The following is a 17929-nucleotide window of genomic DNA, read 5'->3' on the forward strand; positions in this document are numbered from 1 at the left end:
TGTCGAGGAACATAAGCAGGTTCCGCGAGTATACGCCAGAAGCGGCGATCTGTGTACCGGCCGCGTCATGCAAAGCAGGCCCGATGATCGACAGCAATATTCTTCCATGGTTGGCAGCCAACAGCGAAAATATCCATTTGCACTTCAACGCGCATCTTGAAAGCCACACAACGGTTGCGCGTCATCTTCTGCACCGCGAGCGGCTCGGCGACGTGCTGCATTTCGCCGGTCAGGACGCTCGCGCCGCCTGCATCGACAGCGGAACGCTCTGGGAATTGAGCATCCGGCATTGGGACGGCAGCGACACGCATCTGGCCGGGCCGTCGCTCGAACAATGTCTGGCGCTGGCTGAGGCGCTTCTGATCTCCTCGACGCGGGGTGCGCTCGCCGCCTGATCGCGGCGGCAGGTCATGTCCGGCAGGCTGGCGCAATCAGGGCAGGCCTATGCCCGTTATCTCCTCCAGCCTCTGAAGCAACCTGTCCTGAAAGCCGGTGTCGGTCACTTCGCCGGCCGGCTCCTCCATCTGAAGATCGTGCCAATAGCGACCGCTGACCAGCGCCGCCGGGTCGGTGCTGGCGGCAAGCCAAACCTGAGTCCTGCGGCCTGTGTCTATGTCGACGGGCGCGCTGGCCCCGCCCATGCGCGTGCGCACCCATCCGGGGTCGACGGCGCTGCAGACGACATCCGGCCAGCGGCGCGACAATGCGGCGGCAAGGGCAGCGACATGCAGCTTGGTCTCCGCATAGGCCTTGCCCGCGTCCCATTCGCGCTTTTCCCAGTCGAGATCGTCAAGGGAGCCCTCGCCGCCCCGATGCAGGCTGCTGCTGAGATAGACGAGGCGTGACGGCCGATCGATTAGGGCGGTGAGCATATAGGGCGCCAGGCTGTTCACGGCGAAGATCGTCGCATGTCCCGCTGCAGCCGGTCCCCGGTCCGCCGTGCTGTAGATCCCGGCATTGTGGATGATGGCGTCCATCCTGCCCAGGGCATTGACCTGATCGGCCACGTCGCGTGTTTCGGCGGCGCTGCCGAGATCGCCCACGACAAGCCCGCCGGACCGCTTTCCCAGCCCGTCCAGTGCCGCGGCCCGCTCCGGCGAACGCGCATGCAGGATCACCTCATGCCCATCGTCCATCAGCGCTTCGGCGGCGGCACGTCCCAGGCCTTCGGTGCTGCCGGTTATGAAAATGCGCGACATATCGGCTCCTTCCTTTTGCCGGCTTTGCCCCGGCCATATCCAATTGTGAACAAGGATAACGCATGCCGAGACATCCGGCAGCAGCCCGGAACGGCCAAACCGGTCCGGCAATGCACAACCCTTGCCTCAGGGCCGCTCGTTCATCAGCGTCCGGACCAGAAGCTGCATGCTGCCGTCGAATTTCGCGAGCATCACATGATCGTCCGCGGTTTCGAAATGGGTGATCAGCCCCTCTTCGGTCCATCGGTGGAGTGCATAGGCCGGCGGATCGGCAACGATCATCGGGCGGTTGTCCGGAGCGTCCGGGTCCATCGGCCGCATGTCGAGGGCAAGCTGCGGCGCGGTCGACGAGCAGATCGCAATGGTCGTGCCTTTCCACGGCGCCACTGCGGATCGGTGAATATGACCGCAGAGGATCGCTTGCAGATTGGGGCGACCGGCGATCGTCGCAGCGAATCGCCGGACCCAGGGTTCTTCGGGATGGGTGTTCATCCAGTCGATGCCGACCTCCACCGGGGGATGGTGCATGACGATCAGCGTCGGAGTGATGCTGTCCTCGTCCAGTCGCGCGGCGAGCCATTGCGCGCGCCGCTCGCAGAAGGCGCCGCCATGACGCCCCGGCTCCAGCGTGTCGAGCATGATGATCCGCCGCCCATCCTGCGCGATCGCATAATGGACGAAGCCATCCTCCTGGGGAATGTGAGGGAAATGCGCGGCGAAATGCGCCCGGTCGTCATGATTGCCCATGCAGGGCCACACCGGGAAATCGCACTGGCTGAAGGCGTTGGCGAGGCGGCGGTAGCTGTCCGCATCGCCCCGGTCGGTCAGGTCGCCGGTCGCCAGCAACAGATCGGGCCGGTTGGGACCATCATTCAGGGCACGCAGGACCTGGTCCAGCCGCTTGCGGTTGAACTCGGCGGGATTGTCCGGATCGAACCCCAGATGGATGTCCGTGACCTGCGCGATCAGCATTGGTCCTTGCTCCCCTTATTCGTGTCCTCGGCCACTCTTCGGCGCCATCCGCTCCTGCAAAGGCTATGCCGGTTCCGCCGTTTCAACCGGGCTCCCGCCCGCGCAGCAGCACGGGATAGGCTGATGTGCTCAGCGCCTTCCGCCTGTCGGCCGCATCTTTCCCGATCGAACGGCTGGCGGGGACCCATGGCGCGTCATCGCCGGCATGATAGCTGTGACACATGGCGCAACCCGATGGCACGTCCGCCTTGGCCTTTTCCCCGCCATGACAGGTGCGGCAACTGTCGATGCCGGGCAGCAGCAGCTGCTTGGCATCGTGCGATTTGGGCGCGGCATGGCAGCTTTCGCATTTCTCGGTCCGGTGTGCGGCATGGTCGAACCAGCCGTTCATCATATAGCGCATCGGCTGATGCACCGGCAGCACCCGCCAACCCGCATTGCCGTTCGTGCCCGGCGGCGTGACGGTATGGCAGTCGGAGCAGGCGCCGCCCCTGGAGAAGACTGCCCTGACGGCATCTTCCGCGCGCGACGGACGTGCCGCCGCCGCCCCGAAATAGGCATGGTAGAGCCGCCCCTGCGCATAATCGCCGGGCCGCCGCCGCGCCGTTCCGGCCAAGGCCATCGGCTGGGCCGGGCCGGTCGAACGGAAATAGGCCCGCAGGTCCGCGACCACCTGATCCGGCTGGCCGTGGCGCAGCGTGTGGACGGTGCCGCCGATCGTCTCGAAGGCGAGGCTGTGGCACATCTGGCAGTCGCGCTCCATGTCCACCGGCAGGAAGCGCACGCCGTCGGCGGTCGGCTTGTGGCAATCCTTGCAGGCAAGCGTGTCGCCAAAGCCATATTGCGCCTTCATCGTCCGCGCCATTTTCGCGACGCCGCCCCTCGCGGACAGGTGGATGTCGTGCGGGAATTTGAGGCCGCTATCGTCCATCGGCCTGCTGTCGAGCGATGCGCGGGAGAAGCGGGGATGCTGGCCCGGCCGCGCCTGCACCAGCGCGGAAAATTGCGGATGGCTGGTGCCGAAATCGGCGGCGTTGCCCAGTTTCGTGTCCTTCAGCCGGTCCTTCAGCGTACCGTGGCAGTCGGTGCAGAAGGCCTGCGCCGTCGGCTGCATCGGACCTGCGCCCTCATGTTCGCGGTGGCAGTCGACGCAGGCGCCCTCAGGCGGCTTGCCGAAGGCGGCGGCCACTCCCGCCAGCAGCTTGTCGCCCAGTCCCCCTTCAGCCCGTGCCATGGCGATGCGGGCGGCCGGTGCATGGTCGTGCGCATCCCTGTGGCATGTCTGGCAGGCGCTGTCGCGGACCGAGACGAACGCCTTTTGATGGCAGGTTTCGCAGCGGCCTTCGAGGGCGTGGTGGGCCTTGCTGAGCGGACCGGATGACCAGGCCTTGTCGCCTACCATCTTGTAGATGTTGCGCGTGTCGTCCGCGGGACGACCGGCATAGCTCCAGATCGGAATGGCGAGGAAGCCGATCAGGATCGCCAGCGCCAGCGCCCAGGCCATCAGCCGCTTGCCGGGCAGCAGGCCGCGCAGGGAGAAGACCTTCGTCTCCTCCTTTTCCTCCGAGGCTTCGGACACGGCGTCGACGCGGCGGATGGAGAGAATGGTCGCGCCGTCGTCGCCCCGCGACAGGGTGACGCGATGACCGCCGAAGCGCAGTTCCGCGCCCTTGGCTGGGTCGATCTCGGCACGCAGCACCGTGCGGCCCTCCAGCTCGAAGCCCAAGGTGCCGGTGGCGCGCACGCGGATGGTGCGTTCGTCGACCTGCTCGATCCGGGCATGGTCGGGCTCCAGCGCCAGGTCGGGCAAGTGGATGTCGCTTTCCGCCGCTCGTCCAAGGGAGAGTTGCGCCTGGGCGATGGTGGCGGCGCGAACGATCTCACGGCCATCGGCGGTGAGGCTGATCTGGCGGACTAGAAAGCTCATCTCAGGCTCACCAGTAGAAGAAGACGCTGACGACATGCGCGGTCAGCGCGGCCAGCAGGGCGAAGGTGGCAGGCACATGGACGTAGAGCCAGATTTCCAGCAGCGCCTTCAGCTTCAGGTGGCGGCGCAGACGGGCCAGCATGGCCTGCTTGCGCTCCAGCAGGGCGTCGATCCTCTCCAGCGGGTCGTTGCCGGTATCGGGCGTCTCGCCCGTCCAGCGGCGCAGCGCAGCCTGCGCCCTCGCCGTGGCGCAGCGGGGATAGCGGCCCGACAGGCGGGCGATCAGGCCGCCGCCGAAGGGATCATCCTCCAGCGACCGGCGCACCAGCGCGGCCTGTTCATGGGTCAATGGCTGCGCGGCATCATGCAGTTGCCGGTCGATGGCGCGCACCGCGTCGAGCATCTGCACCTGCGTCATTTCGGCGCGGTTGTTGCTGAGCGCGGCGGGCAGGGTCGCATAGACGGCGATGCCGAACAGACCCGACAGGATCACCAGCATCATCAGCGCATAGGCGAGGGTATGGACATTCCATCCGAGCTGGAAGCCGGTGTGCAGCGTGGCGATGACGATCAGGCTAAGGCCGAGATAGACATGGGCGGAGGTCCAGGCCTTGAGCGACCAGCGTCCCCGCGTCATCGCCCGCTTGCGCAGGCCGAGCAGGGTCAGCCAAAGGATCAGCAGCACGCCGATCATGCCCATGACATAGCCGTACCAGCTCCCGCCATTATGACGCGGCGTGACGTCGACCAGCATGTAGCTGGCGATCGACAGGACGCAGATCAGCGTCGCGATCTTCAGCCAGCGGAAACCGGCGTGACGAAGAAAGCCGTCATGCAGCACTTCACCCTTGGCGCGGCGAATGGGGCTGGCGGCTCCGGCAGCCATCAGCGCGCCTCCCCGCCCAGCCGGGCGACCGTCAGGAAATCCTCCGGCGCGACACGGATGGCCGCGCCGGTGGGGCAGGCGCGGACGCAGGCCGGGCCGCCCTCAATGCCGGAGCACATGTCGCATTTGATGGCCTTCTTCGGCTTTTCGACGCCGGTCTCCGCATTTTTGGCGCGCCATTTCTTCGATGGTTCGCCGGGGCCGGGGCCTGCGCCGAAGAACATCCAGTTCAGCAGGCCCGGCTTCCTGGGCGGCACGCTGTCCATGCGGATCACGCCATAGGGGCAGTTGCGCTGGCAATTGCCGCAGCCGATGCAGGTCTCGTCGATGAAGACCTCTCCATCGGGGCCGCGATGGATGGCGTTGGGCGGGCAGTCGGCCATGCAGTGCGGATGCTCGCAATGGCGGCAGCTCGTCGGCACATGCAGATGGGCATAGGTCCGGCCCGCCTCCCGATCGAGGCGGGAGAGGCCGTCGTGACTGTCCGCGCAGGCCTTTTCGCAATTGTCGCAGCCGACGCAGAGATGTTCGTCGATCAGCAGCACGTCCGTCGCTTCGCCGATGCCGTTGTCGACCAGGAACTTCGCCGTTTCCGAATACATGTCGACAACGGTGGAGAAGCTGTCCTTGCGGCTTTCGATGAAGGCGTTGACGTCCTGCCGCGCCGCCATGTCGCGGCGGGCGCGTTCCAGCAGGGCGGGCTTGGCGGCCATCAGCCGGGCGAAGGCGTCGCCATTCAGCCTGATGACCTCCGACTTGACCGTCGCCTTGACCGTGGCCGTGCGCGGCCCGCCCGCGATCAGCGCCATTTCCCCCACATAGCTGCCGGCGGGAAGATAGGAGAGGAAGACGTTTTTCCCGCCGATCTTCTTCTCCACGATCATGGAGCCGACCCGGATCACATAGATGTCATTGCCAAGGTCGCCTTCGCTGAGGATCGCTTCCCCCGCCTTCACGGTCCGGATTTCCGCCGTGTCGAGAATGTCGGCAAGATCCGCCGGGGTCAGGCCGGCGCCGAACATCTGGAGCAGTTGCCGTTCGGTCGAGATGCGGGTGATGGCGCGCTTGGCCGGCGGGTTGGAGGACATGAGCTTGAGCGCCGCCGTGCGCGACACCTCCACCATGATCGAGTCCGCGCCCGCCCGCACGGTCGCGCCGCGGCGGCGGCCGGAAATGAGGCCGACTTCTCCGAAGATCGATCCCTGGTCGATGGGTATGTCGACGCCCGGCGCGACCTCAACCAGCGCCTGCCCCCGCGCGATGCCGAAGAGCGAGGAGCCGGGATCGAACTTCTCGAAGATCACATCGTCCCTGCGATAGGCGCGCACTTCGCTGTCCAGCATGAATTCGCGCATCTGGAGGGGAGAAAGGCCCTCCAGGATGGCGACGTTGGCGCGCAGATGCTCCAGCCAGTCCGCGACGCTCTTCTTTTCCGGCAAACCCGCGAATTTGGCGGCGAGTATGGGTTCGTCGGCGGGCTTCAGATCGCGATTGCCGTTGATATATTCGACGACGTCATAACCCTGGTTCATGCAATGCTTGATCAGCGGATAACCCGCCAGCGCGCCGATCACGAAAATGCCGGGGGCGGTGCTTTCGAATACCGGCGACAATTTCGGGAAGGCCAGGCGGTCGCCGCTGGTGAACTCAATGCCGCAACTCTCCACAAAGGCGCGCGGCGGGGCGGAACCCATGCGGGCGATGATGCGGTCGCATTTCAGCTTCACCTCGCCGTCGCGGCTGTCGAGCGTGATGAAACCGGGTTCGACCTTCGCCGTGGTGGTTTCGGTCATGATGGCAAGGCGTCCCGCTTCAGCGGCGGCCATCAGCGCCTTGACATTCGCGGCCTTGGCGCTGGCGAACTCGGTCGAGCGGTTGAGGATGGTGACGGCATTGCCCTGCGCCTCGTCGGCGGCGAGGCCCAAGGCGTTTTCTATGCCCGCATCGCCCGTGCCGACGACGAAGATATGCTCGTCATTATATTCCCCCGGATCGTCCAGCTGATATTGGACATGGGGCAGGTCGGCGCCCGGCACACGCATCACATTGGGATTGCCCTGCGTGCCGATGGCCATGACGACCGCATCGGCAATCACATCCCGCCCGTCGCTCAGGGTCAGTCGATAGGGCGGAGCGAGCCGCTGGATTTCCTTCGTTTCGGTCGTGCCGTCGCGCCTGCGCTCGACGATCTTCTGGATGCTGCCGGGGATGGGATCGCCGATGCCGACAATCGCCTTCACCTCCGCATTATAGGCGACATTGACGCCTTGGTCCGCCGCCTGCGCGTTCCAGCGGTCGAGAATCGCTTCGCGCTTGCCCGCCTCGAAATCGCAGTCGGACCGCAGCACGAGCTGGCTGGGCGTCGCCATCACATGCTTGCCCTTCTGATATTTGAAGATGGTGTCGGACAGATGGTCCGTCTTCTCGATCAGCAGGTGCGAAAGCCCCAATGCAGCGGCGCGCGCGGCCGCACTCAGCCCCGCCGGCCCCGATCCGACGATCGCGATACGCACGCGGTCAGTCAATGATTATCCCCCAATATGCCCCTGCGTTCCGGCTGTTACCGGATGCCTGTCCCGGGCGGCACTCTATCATTTCCGCAGCGTCACGCTAGAGAAGATCGCGGGGAACAGCCGGGGAGTGGAAGAATAATGGGTTGGAACTGGAGGCGCGTGGTCCTGATGGGCGCGGTCGGCATCGCCGCCGTATCGATCGGCTATAATCTGACGCACGCGCCGGAGGAGACGAAAGCACCCGTCCTGCCCTCGCCGCTGAGGAACGAAGGGCCGAGCGACCCGGAAGCGGCGATCCGCGCGCTACAGGACCGGGTGGGGGCCAATCCCAACGATGCGGAGGGCTGGCAGAGGCTGGGCTGGGCCTATTTCGAGAGCGGCCGCCATGCCGATGCGGTGCGCGCCTATCGCCATGCGACGAAGCTGGCGCCGGGGAACGCCACCTTCTGGTCCTCGCTCGGCGAAGCGGCAGTGATGGCGAGCGAGCGCGATCCCATGCCGAAGGAGGCGGCCGACGCCTTCGACAAGGCGATCTCGCTCGACCCCAAGGACCCCAGGGCACGTTATTTCCTGGCGGTGCGCAAGGATCTGGCTAAGGATCATGACGGCGCGATCCGCGACTGGCTGGCCCTGCTGGGCGACACGCCGCCGGGCGCGCCATGGGAAGCCGATCTGCGCCGGACGATAGAGCAGGTGGGAAAGATCAACGGCATCAATGTCGCGGAGCGGCTGGCGGCGGTGAAGCCGACCGCGCCGCATCCTCCCATGGGCGCGGGCATGTCCGTGGCGGCAGCGGCGATACCGGGTCCAAGCCGCGAGCAGATGCAGGCCGCGGCGCAGCTTCCCAAGGGGCAGCAGGATGCGATGGTCGAGGGGATGGTGGCCAGCCTGGAGGCCAGGCTGAAGGCCAATCCGGGCAATGTCGACGGCTGGATCATGCTGATGCGCAGCCGCATGAAGCTGGGCGAGACGGGCAAGGCGGCGGCGGCCTATGCGCAGGCGCGGTCGGCCAATCCGGCGCAGGCGGGACGGATCAGGGGTGAGGCGCGGATATTGGGCGTGCCGGGCGTCTGAAACCCGGCTCAGCGCAGCAGAGGCGGTCGCCAGCCCTTCATATCCACCTCGTCGCTGACCTTATAGGGAATCCCCCTGGAGTTCAGGAACAGTCGCTCCATTTCCGGGCGGGTGAAGGGCCGCGAGCCAAGGCGTCCGAACACTGCGATCTGCCCGCCCGTTTCATCGACCGCCCGGTCGCGGTCCAGCCCCTTGGACAGCGCCAAAGCCGGCGAAGGCGTCCTTGCCCAGGCAATCAGTTCCGGCTTGGGCGCGGGTGAAAAGCCATAGAAATTCGGCTGGCTGGCCGGACTGGTGAGCTGGATCACCTTGAGCCCGTTCCGGCCGTCCGCGACATAGGCGAACAGCGACGCATTGGTGGTGCCGACGATCACATCCTCCACATCGGTCATCTGCCCGCCGAACGTCTCCTTCGCATAGACGACCGGCCGCAACGGGTTGGTGATGTTGACGATCGCCAGCCCTTCGGACTTGGCCGCGACATAGGCATAGGTCCGGGCGAGATAGATGCGGCGCGCATCGGCCAGCGGCACGGTGGCGGACGGCATCGCCACCGGATCGGTGAGCTTCGTCACGTCGAAGAGCTTCAGGCCCTCCGCATCCGTGACCCACAGATAGCGGAACTGGATCGCGCTTGCCCGCGCGTCCTTCATCGGGCGGACGGCGGCGAGGCGGGGATGGAGCGGATCGCTGAGGTCCACCACCACCAATCCGGCGTCGGCGGTGATATAGGCGACCTGCCCCGCCAACTGGATGTGCCGCGCTCCGTTCAGCACGCCATCGGGATTCCAGGTGACGGCCCGCTTCAGGAAATTGTTGCGGAACTCGCCATCGGCCATGGTCTCGATATTGACCATGATCAGCCCCTCGACGCTGTCCGTCACCGCCGCATAGCTGTAGATCGGCAGGAAAGCCTGCTCCTGATTGATCCGGCGCAGTTCCGGCGTGTTGCGCAGCGGATTGACCGGCTGGTTGGTGGCCAGCGCCATGCAGGTCGCGTTCTTCGTGCGAATGCCCGCATCATGGCCAAGCTTCGAGAAAGGCCCGCTCACTATCGGCTCGGAAAAGCCCTTGTTGGCGATGGACGCCACGTCATAGACGCGGAAACCGCCCTTCCCTTCGGCGACATACATATATTCGCCGCGCAGTTGCAGGCATCCGACGCGGCCCGCCGTGCCCTTCACGACATTGCGGAATTCCTCCACGGCCTGGGTCTCGCCCGACGCCTTCTTGTCGAAATATTTGCCGCGCACCCAATCCTTGAGTTCCCGCTTGTTCTGCTCGACATGCAGCTTCCAATAGTCGGGATAGGCATATTTCTGGAGATAGCTGCCGATCACCGCCTGCGGCTCGTCCCATTCGGTGACGCGGATCGCCTCGAACCCACCCTCCAGCCCCATCCAGGCATTCAACCCCACGAAGTTCACGAAATTGGTGCCGAGCAGCAGCAATTGCGACATGATGGCGTTGTTGTCGTCCTTGGCCGACAAATGGCAGTCAGTGCAGGTCTTCGTCTCCGTCCGGCGCACCGTATGCGGGAAATGGGGTGCGAAGGCCTGCGACGAGAAGCCGATGCCGGATATGGGCGGCTGCTGGATATAGATGCGCTCGCGATTGATGTTGGTGGACGACAGGACCAGCGCCGACGTCGAGCGAACCGGGGCGGTTTCATTGCCCTTGGTGGTCATGTGCTTGCCAAGCTGGAACATCTCGTCGCGCGCCACCTGGGGATTGTAAGTGGCGAAGTTGCGCGTCTCCTCCCCGTCATAATGGTGGAGCGACGTCTTCCAGTTCGCCTCGATGGGCAGGTGACAGCCGCCGCAACTGGTGGTCCAGCTCAGATGGCAGGTGAAGCAGGCCATGTTGTCGTCACCATGCGCCCGGTCTTCCTTCGCGACGCCGGGACCGAAGGCGAAGCTGCCATCCTCCGCGCCCGAACGGCTCATCAGCTTGGCGCGGGCGGCCTTGGCGTTGAAGTGCGGATTGGCGGGGTCGACCGAATCCTTCACCAGGCTCACTTCCCACTCCAGTTTCGGATCGACGATCGACCGCTGGATCAGCCGTTGCCGCCCGCTGGCATCGAAATACCATTCGAAGCGCCGCTTGCCGTCCGGATTGCGCAGTAGGGCGAGATTGGTGCCCTTGGGCGGCGCGGCCGGACCGGAGGTCAGCAACGTCGGATAGGCGTCCGCCGTGCCATGGCAGTCCTTGCACCCGATCTCGATGGCGTTCGCCACTTCGCCATAGATGAAGCCGTTGCCGTGGCTGTCCTGCGCGAAATGGCAGTCGGCGCATTGCAGGCCCTTTTCGGCATGAATGTCCATCAGGTGCACGGACTTGCCGGGATTGGTGCCGACGGGGACGAACTTGTCCTCCCCCTTCCTGCGCCATTTTTCCGGATCGTCGGGCGACACGATATTGCCGTCCGCGTCGAGCAGATTGCCCTCCCGGTCGCGCTTGAACACGCCGCGGAAATTCCAGCCATGGCCGTGATAGTCCGCGAACTGCGTATCCTTCGCCTTGTCGTTCAGGTCGTAGACGTTGCGCAGAAATTCCAGGTCCGCCCATTTGCCGCGTGGGGAAGCCCCTTCCGGATTGCGCTCCAGCGTCTCATGCACTTGCGCGGCGGTCGGATATTTCTGCTTTTCCGGCCACATCAACGGCGCGTCGGACTCATAGTCCCACATGGTGTAGCCCAGATAGCTGTTCAGGAAGATATTGGGCTGGTGCATGTGGCAGTTCATGCACTGGGCAGTCGGGATGGCGCGGGTGAAGGCGTGGCGGATCGGATGGCCGCTTTCCTTGACGGCGCCGACAGGGTGTTCGGGGCTGGCCGGATGATCCGGCTTGACGGTCTCGCCATGCGGGCCTTTCAACCCGCCATGGCTCGTCTTGGCCGCGATGGTGGGATCGACCGTGGCGGTCTGCCCGTCGCGGCCATATTGGGCGTAGATCAGGCTGTGGCGCGGCTCGCGGTCGTTGGCGTAGACGACATGGCACCCCGAACAGCCCGAATGGCGATAATCGCCCGGCTGGTCGTTGGTCCCCATGAACCACATATAGGGATCGTTGAGGCGGGTCTTGTGGATGTTGAGCGCCGGAATCGCCACGCGCAAACCCGTTCCGGGGCCGCGATTGGATTGTTTGAGGTCGGGCCGCCCCGGCTCCTCCAGCCGCTGGATCGATCCGGTGGGATTGGGCAGGCCGATTTCGGGAAATTGCGTGCCGATATTGCGCCCACCGCGTTCGAATACGCGGAAGACGTCGCCGGGCGGGATCACCTGCCATGTCGGCAGCGGATAAAGTTCCGCCAGAGCGCCGCGCGCCTTCTGTTCGGCGGTCAGCGTGCCGGGCGGGCTGCCGGGCGAGACGATCTTCGCAGGTTTCCCATCCTTGGTATAGGCCTCGCCGAAGATGTAGTTCTTGAACGGCACGATCCCATTATTATAGGCCGCCCCGCCCCACAGCATCGCGCCCGACGCCATCAGCGAACGCTCCGCCGCCTCGATGACCTGCATATGGCATGACCCGCAGGCGTCCCGCGCCACCCGATAGTCGCTGGGATTGACGAAGCGCACAAACTCCGGCGCCTCCCGGTTCAGCAACGTGTAAGTCCGCTGCGGATTGGCCGAGGAGGGATAATGCCAGCTTTTGGGATAGCGCGGCAGCACATGCGCCTTCTCCCGCGCCGCGACATAGGCGGGGTCTTCGAAGCCCAATGCGGGATCGCCCCGCACCGCCGCATTGCCGCCATGGCAGTCGGTGCAGCCCAGCATGACCGCCGGGGTGGCATGCATGGACGGCTCGTCGGTCTTGCTGTGGCAGCTATAGCAGCCGTCCGATTTCGCCGCGACCTGTTCAGCGGTCTGGCTCATCGGCGCGGGCGGCGCGGGAGCATAGCGGCGCTCCACCGGCTTTTCGGCGTCGGATGCGTGGAGGATAGCCACGGGAAGGAGCAACGCCGCAAGTACCACCACCACCGTCATTCCCGCGGAGGCGGGAATCCATCTCCCACCCCGTCGTCTGGACGCAGCGCCGGAGATGGATTCCCGCCTTCGCGGGAATGACAGAGGGGAAAAAGGCCAACGCATCAGTAACTCAAGATCAAATTGGCGAGCACGGAATAATAGTTCCGGTTGCGCTCGCTATTGGTGAAGAGGTCGCGAAATCCCGCGCCCGGCAACAGGGTCGCGCCCGACAGGCGGAAGACGATGTTCTGCGTCGCCCTGGGTCGCCAGATCGCCGCCGTCGACAGGTCCCAGCCAATGGCCCTGGGAATGCTGCCCTCATTGCGCAGCACCTGAAGCGTGGCCGTATTCTGGAACCAGAGATGATTGGCATTGGCTGAAACCCGCAGTTCCGGCATCAGGTCGAAATCCGCCCCCGCCCCCAGCAGCATCGTGCCCGGATTGTTGAAGTTCGACTGCCCCTGCTCCTTCGATGAACGCAGCGAGTTCAGGATGCCGTTGCGCCCATTGATCCCGATCACGCGCCCGCCGCCCGCAAAGGGAATGGTCTGCCTGATCCAATAGCTGGTGTCCGCGCCGGCAAAGACGGGATTCTCGAAAATCGCATCGAACCCGTTTTCGCGATTGTCGTGGGGATCGCCGTCGCCGCTGGCATAGAGGCCGGAAATGCGGAACCGCATCCAGTCCTTGTCGACGCTCGCTTCGGCGGCGGCGAAAAAAGCCCGAATCCGCGCAGGTTTCGACGTGAAGAAACTGTTCCGATCCTCCCCCAGCGCGCCATAAAGCGACGCCGTCAGGTTCACCCGCCCGATCCGCCCATCGGCATTATAGCCCAGATAGACGACATCATATTCCCGCCCCCGCAAGTCGCCGAGCAACGCCGGACGCACCGGAAAACCATTATCGTCAATCTCCACGTCCCGCTTCTCACGGTTCATATTGTAGACGGCGGTGATCTGGCTGGTGAGACCGAGGACCAGAAAGTCCTGCCGATACAGATTGGCGACAAAAACCCAATCGTTGCGCGGCGACTGCACGACGGAATTCAGCCCACTATTCGTATCCTTCTCCAACCGCCAGAAAGCCGCCAGATTGAACTGAAAGCGATTATTGTCGCGATTGCCGAACAGCCTTATTCCCAACTGCTGATCATTGAACAGGAAGCCGCGAAAATCCGACTGGAACGGCTGAATACCCACACGCACCGACCGGAAATCATAACGATCCGACGTATTGGCCAGATGATAGTCGACAAAGGCTTCCTGCACCCCCAGAAAATGGTCGGTGCGATGCGACGGCCTGGAAGGCTGCACGAACAGCACGCGCCGTTCGGGCACGTTCACATGATTGACGTTGAGCGCCAGCGTCAGCCGATATTCGATCTCCGGCGGCTTGAAGGCGGTCGCGCCCTTGATGAGCGCCACGCCGCCGATGAAGGTCTGGCTGAACACATAGCTCGCATCCTTGCCGAAGACATCGATGCTGCCCGGCCGCTCCGTCGTCTGCACGCCCACCGGAATCGGGAAGGTCCGTGGTTCCAGCACGCTATCGCTCACCGCATTGGCGACGAAGAACCAGTCGTCGCCCCTGATCGGCAGCCACTTCGCCTTTTCCCGGTCGATGGGCCGGTCGCCCTTCAGCGTGTTCTGGTGATAGGGATCGAACCAGCGCTCCTTCACCACGCCCAGACTCTCGATCAATCGCCAGCGGTCGGGGATCGGCACCTGATCGGTCGGAAAAGCCTCCGGCGGCGGCGCCCGCACCGCGCCGTTGTTGTCCTGCGTCACCGCGTCGGGCAGCGGCGCTTCATAGCCCGGACGACGGCGGCCTTCGATGGACTGCCCGTCCGCGTCCAAAATCTCCCGCCAGTTTTCCGGCGGAGGCGGCGGCACCGGCTCGCCGGGCTGAGCCAGCGCGAACAATGGCAAAAGCGCGGTCAGCCCCATACCCTACAGCCCCACCGGACAGGCATCATTGGTGCTGCTGTCGAGAAAAGGCGCGATCGGACATTGAACATAGCGCAGCCGCACATTCGCATTGCCCAGGTCCACCACGATCTGATCCGACCGGATCGCGGCGGGCGCATTGCCGAACCCGCCCACGCGCGCCCCGGCATTGTGGAGGCCAAGGAAGCCGATCATATCGTCCTGATCGATGCCGTCGCCCGACACGCCAATCGCGCCGACCAGCACATTGCCGCGATAGATGGGCACGGAACCGGGAAAGATCTGAATGCCGTTCTGCACCCGGTTCTGGCCGGAGACGGTCGGCACCGCCGAGCAACGCTGCGGCGTATCGCTTGCGCTCGCGCCCGTTACAAAGGCCAGATGCGCGGCCAGATCGCCCACCACCAACGCCGATTGCAGCCCGGTGGAGAAGGGATTGAACTGCGCGATGGGCCGGGAAAATGGCCCATTAGGCCGCCCCACCTCGCCATCCGGGAAATAGGGCCGGGACAGATTGCCGTTGGCGCGGTCGGTGAAGGCATATCGGCCGGTCAACGCGGACGGATCGTTAAGGAAGGTCCGCGCCTTCCCCACGAAGGCCGCCACATCGGCGCTGCTGCTGCCCAGCAGGTCCGCCGCCGCGTGGGAACCGGAGAAGAAGGCCGCCGTCCGCGCCTTCTGCAAACTCACATCCGTGCCGAATATCGGCGCGTCGGGCGACCGGACGATGCCCAGCGCCTGCCCGCGCGTATCGACCAGACTGATCGTCACCTGCGCCCGGCTGTCCAGCGGCTGGCGGATCTGCGCCCGCGCCCGGCTCATGACGGTGAAGGCTTCTTCGAGGATCGCGGTCACTTCCGCCGTCGTGAGCGGCTGCGCCACATCGCCGGCGTCGGTTCCGGCGCGGATGGGGAAGCGGTCATTGCCTGACCCGTCGGTCAGGACGAAGGCGTCGGTCTTGGAAAATTCGGCGGACCTAGCCCGCCGGACGCCCGACGCCTCTGTACCATAAGCGACACCCGCCAGGATCATCGGCGCGGGATCGCCATAATAGCCGCGCACCGCGACCAGCGCGCCTTCGCTTCCGTTGATCGCGGCGAAGCTCACCGCACCCGTCGCGATCAGCCCGGAATAGGCCGCATCGGAATAGCGCAGCGAGGTGCCGTCCACCGTGATGCGATCAGCGCGGACAGTCTCGGGCGCCTCGAACCCCAGGGTTCCCGCCAGCGCGATATATTCTTCCGGATCATTGTCGTCGTCCAGCACATTGCCGTCGGAGCCATAGACGCCGTCCGCCATGACGCCGATGCCGCCGACCACCACGCCATTCTTGTAGAGCGGGAAGCCCCCCGGATCGGCCGCAAGCCCCAAGGGCGACCGCTTCGGCCCGATCATCGCCTGCGCGCCCGAGGAGACGAAGCGCGCCGAAAGGTCGGAACAGGGCAATTGGCTGAACTGCACGCCGAACAGCGGCCCGCTTTCCAGCCCGGCCGTGGTCGGCGCGGGCGGAAAATGCTGCTGCACGATCATGCTCGCCGTGCGGGTCGAAAAGGCGTTGCCGCCGCTCGACAGATAGGCGCCGGTGATCGCCTTGGCGATGGCGCCGGCCTCTGCGGGAACGGTCAGGTTCTGCGCGTCGATATTGTCGCCATTGGGTGCGGCGCTGGTGGTGGCGCCTGCCCGCGCGCCGGTCATGCGGAAGACCGCGAGCACATTGCCCACCCGGTCGGTCACGGCGATCAAGGCGGGCAGGTTGCGCGCCCTTGCCTCCGCCACGGCATGCGCCACCACGGTTTCGACATCCGCGACCGTCAGCGATTCCTGCGCGGGCGTCCCATAGAGGCTGGCCGGCGTTGGCGTCGGGGTGGGCGCTGGCGTCGGCGTGCCGCTGCCGCCGCCGCCTCCCCCGCCGCAGGAGGAGAGGATCAACGCTGCGCTCGCGGCGAGTGCGCTCAGCCGATGGTGCTGCGCCCTCATTGCAGCGCCCCGATGCTGCGCGCCGCGCTGCCCAGTGCGGCGCGGAAATCGCCGGGGCGATAGCCGTTCGGCTCCCTGACGGCTGCATAGGCGCGGTTGACGTCCGCCCGGATGCCCGCCGCCGCGCCGATGGTGACGCGCCCGGATTTCACCAGACCGTTGAGCAGCGTGTCGACCGCCATCACCGCCTGCACCGACCCCTCATAATCGGTGAAGCGCGGCGAAATGGCGCTGCCCGCAATCTCGCGCACGATGGCGAAGGCCATGTCGCCCTGCATCCCGCCAGCCGCAAAGGCATCCGCCAGCGCTCGCGCGCTGCCCGCCAGCCTGCCCGCCGCCGCGACCGCCCCGGCCCGATCCCGCGCAATCGCAGCATGGAAGGCGCGGCTGTCCGCATCGAAGCGCCCGGCCAGTCCCGGCGCGGCCACACGCGCCGCCGCGGACAGCAGGATCATGTTCTCGTCATTGAAGGGCGGCATGCCCGCTGGAATCGGCCGGCCCGGATTGGCTTCCCAGGTCTTGCTGCGCTCGGCCTGGTCGTAGATGCGGCGGTGGCAGCTCTGGCAATCGAAGAAATAGAATTCGGGGAAGGTCCCCTCCGTCCCCTTTGCCCCGGCATAGAGGGTCAGCGCCCGTTCCACCGCCATCGCCTGCCCCACGGCCCAGAGCTTCAGGCTGTCTGTCCGCCCCTTGCGCCGCGCATAGTCGCCATCCTCGTCATGATGCGCCTGCATGGAGGAGAAGAGGTCGAGTTCGAAGGAGATGCGCGGATGACCCGCCGCCATGATGCGGTGCGTGACGAACTGATCGTCCCGCGCGCTGCCGAAATGGCAATCGAGGCAGACCGATGCCCGTGCCTGCGGCCGGTCGAGCGGCGTCATGCCCGCCGCGACATTGGCGGCATGGCTCGCGCCCACGGCATAGTGGGAGGCGATCCAGCCGCTCGCCGGGCCATGGCAGGCCTCGCAGCCGACGCCATCCTGCGTCAGGAAACGCGCGCCGCGCGCCGCCGCCGGGGTGGAATGGCAGCCAAGACAGGCCGGCGCGGAGGCGGCGTCGCCCAGCCCCAATGTCGCCGCGATCTGCTGGCCGCGCGTGCCGTTCAGCACGGCATGGGCGCGGCTGTGGGCGCCGCCCGGCGTCGACGGCTCCTGCCACCGCATCAGTTCGTCCTGACGCACGACCTTGCCGTCGCCCTCCATCCGGCCATGGCAGGTGGACCCCGCGCAGGAGGCTACGCCAGTGTAGGCGCGTGCCGCCGGCGCGGCATCCGCCACGCCCCATTCGCCACCGGGCAGGCCCGACAGCAGCAGCCATCCCAGCAGCATGACGCCCAGCGCCATGCCGCCCAAGGACCTGCCTATCACCCTGCGCTTACCGCCCCCCATTCGTCACGCCCCCGTGCCGGCTGATTCGGATGCTTTCCCCTGCGTCCGCCGTGCATTTCTCTCTACGGGTTCAACCCGT

General features: G+C 65.6%; 11 protein-coding genes. 2 read left to right on the forward strand and 9 right to left on the reverse strand.

Annotation, left to right across the window (positions count from 1 at the left end; all coding sequences use genetic code 11):
- Positions 1-83: 83 nt before the first annotated feature.
- On the forward strand, positions 84-395 hold the full coding sequence (locus A0J57_RS03400; protein WP_061936718.1) for a hypothetical protein: 312 nt from the start codon (positions 84-86) through the stop codon (positions 393-395).
- Between the two features lie 36 nt (positions 396-431).
- Here A0J57_RS03400 and A0J57_RS03405 read toward each other — a convergent pair whose 3' ends face one another.
- The 5 genes from A0J57_RS03405 to A0J57_RS03425 form a co-directional block, all read right to left on the reverse strand.
- Positions 432-1199 carry an SDR family NAD(P)-dependent oxidoreductase gene (locus tag A0J57_RS03405; protein ID WP_061936721.1) on the reverse strand — a complete coding sequence of 256 codons (768 nt, stop codon included), beginning with the start codon at positions 1197-1199 and terminating at the stop codon, positions 432-434.
- A gap of 126 nt (positions 1200-1325) precedes the next feature.
- Positions 1326-2171 (reverse strand): metallophosphoesterase, encoded by an 846-nt coding sequence (locus A0J57_RS03410; protein WP_061936724.1) that lies wholly within the window; start codon positions 2169-2171, stop codon positions 1326-1328.
- Between the two features lie 82 nt (positions 2172-2253).
- Positions 2254-4098, reverse strand: coding sequence for a cytochrome c3 family protein (locus tag A0J57_RS03415; protein WP_061936727.1), 1845 nt, complete (start codon positions 4096-4098; stop codon positions 2254-2256).
- A 7-nt stretch (positions 4099-4105) separates the two neighbouring features.
- Entirely contained in the window at positions 4106-4984 is an 879-nt protein-coding gene (locus A0J57_RS03420; RefSeq protein WP_061936730.1) for a hypothetical protein, read from the reverse strand.
- Positions 4984-7497 carry a cyclic nucleotide-binding domain-containing protein gene (locus tag A0J57_RS03425; protein ID WP_061936789.1) on the reverse strand — a complete coding sequence of 838 codons (2514 nt, stop codon included), beginning with the start codon at positions 7495-7497 and terminating at the stop codon, positions 4984-4986. Before A0J57_RS03425 ends, A0J57_RS03420 begins: the two co-directional genes overlap by 1 nt.
- A 138-nt stretch (positions 7498-7635) precedes the next feature.
- Here A0J57_RS03425 and A0J57_RS03430 point away from each other — a divergent pair, with 138 nt between their 5' ends.
- On the forward strand, positions 7636-8571 hold the full coding sequence (locus tag A0J57_RS03430; RefSeq protein ID WP_235600773.1) for a tetratricopeptide repeat protein: 936 nt from the start codon (positions 7636-7638) through the stop codon (positions 8569-8571).
- A gap of 8 nt (positions 8572-8579) precedes the next feature.
- Here A0J57_RS03430 and A0J57_RS03435 read toward each other — a convergent pair whose 3' ends face one another.
- The 4 genes from A0J57_RS03435 to A0J57_RS03450 all read right to left on the reverse strand — a co-directional run bounded on the left by A0J57_RS03435 (position 8580) and on the right by A0J57_RS03450 (position 17850).
- Positions 8580-12557, reverse strand: coding sequence for an LVIVD repeat-containing protein (locus A0J57_RS03435; protein WP_061936736.1), 3978 nt, complete (start codon positions 12555-12557; stop codon positions 8580-8582).
- Between the two features lie 104 nt (positions 12558-12661).
- Complete coding sequence (locus A0J57_RS03440; protein ID WP_061936739.1) at positions 12662-14485, reverse strand: hypothetical protein; 1824 nt, start codon at positions 14483-14485, stop codon at positions 12662-12664.
- Positions 14486-14488: 3 nt separating this feature from the next.
- Complete coding sequence (locus tag A0J57_RS03445) at positions 14489-16462, reverse strand: heme-binding protein (protein ID WP_061936742.1); 1974 nt, start codon at positions 16460-16462, stop codon at positions 14489-14491.
- Positions 16459-17850, reverse strand: a complete 1392-nt coding sequence (locus tag A0J57_RS03450; protein WP_061936745.1) for a multiheme c-type cytochrome — start codon at positions 17848-17850, stop codon at positions 16459-16461. The genes A0J57_RS03445 and A0J57_RS03450 overlap by 4 nt, the downstream gene beginning before the upstream one ends.
- Positions 17851-17929 lie beyond the last annotated feature (79 nt).

This window comes from Sphingobium sp. 22B, from assembly GCF_001580035.1.
Classification (GTDB): Bacteria; Pseudomonadota; Alphaproteobacteria; order Sphingomonadales; family Sphingomonadaceae; genus Sphingobium; species Sphingobium fuliginis.